Annotated in this window: 1 protein-coding gene; it reads left to right on the forward strand. The window is 47.7% G+C overall.

Annotated features, from left to right (window positions below; all coding sequences use genetic code 11):
• On the forward strand, positions 1-1,244 hold a 1,244-nt coding region (locus PX482_RS23280; protein ID WP_288123088.1), incomplete at both ends, for a peptidase domain-containing ABC transporter.

Below are 1,244 nucleotides of genomic sequence, written 5' to 3' on the forward strand. Positions count from 1 at the left end.
CAACCGAACCAGAAATTCCGGGACACGAAAGAGGATAAAGCCTCACTCTGGCAGTTTTATCGCTTACTGGAACCCCATTGGTTCGTGCTGCTGGAAATTTTCGTCGCCTCGCTTTTTATCCAAATATTCGGCTTAATTACGCCGATTTTCACCCAGTTAATCCTCGATCGAGTAATCGTCCAGGGGTCCTTAACTACCCTTTGGGCGATGGGGATCGGTGCGCTAATTTTCGGGGTTTTTCGGGTGGCAATTACTGGTTTACGCGCGTATCTTCTCGATCACACCGCTAATCGCATTGATACGGCATTAATCACCGGTTTTATCCGTCATACTCTCAGCCTGCCCCTCGGTTATTTCGAGTCCCGCTATGTGGGCGATATTATTTCCCGCATCGGGGAAAATCGCAAGATCCAGCGTTTTCTCTCTGGGGAAGCTCTCTCGATTTTACTTGACTTATTAACGGTTTTCGTGTATGTGGCGGTGATGTTCCGCTATAGCTGGCAATTAGCCCTGATCAGTTTAGCGATTGTGCCACCGTTCCTTCTGCTGGCGTTAATTTCTACCCCTTTTCTCCAGCGAATATCCCGGGATATTTTTCAGGCGATCGCTAAGGAAAGCAGTTACCTGATCGAGATTTTAACCGGTATTCGTACCGTCAAATCTACTGCCACAGAGCGATCGACCCGTTGGCACTGGGAAGACCTTTTCTCGGTGGAGGTCAAGAAAAATTTCTCCGGGCAGATCATCGGCAATAATCTCCAGATATTCAGTAATCTGATCGAATCTTTAGCGACGACGGGGTTACTCTGTTTCGGTGCCTATCTAGTGATTCAAAATCAATTATCGATCGGACAATTGATCGCCTTTAATATGCTTTTTGCCCAGATCATCGCGCCTTTTCAACGCTTAACCGTTCTCTGGACGCAATTTCAAGAAGTCAATATCGCCGTCGAGCGCATTAACGATGTACTAGACGCAAAGCCGGAGGAGAATTTAGAGGAACTTTCCCGTCAGTTTCTCCCGGAATTACAGGGACATATTCGCTTTGAAAATGTCACCTTTCGCTACCACACCGACAGCGATCGCAATATTTTAGAAAACCTCAGTTTTGAGATTTTACCCGGTCAAACCGTTGCCCTCGTCGGTCGGAGCGGTTCGGGAAAAACCACGATCTCGAAATTACTGATCGGCCTCTATCCCCCCACCGACGGGAAAATCTCGATCGACGGTTACGATCTGAGTAC

Source organism: Microcystis sp. M53602_WE12 (assembly GCF_030065455.1).
Lineage (GTDB): Bacteria > Cyanobacteriota > Cyanobacteriia > Cyanobacteriales > Microcystaceae > Microcystis > Microcystis aeruginosa.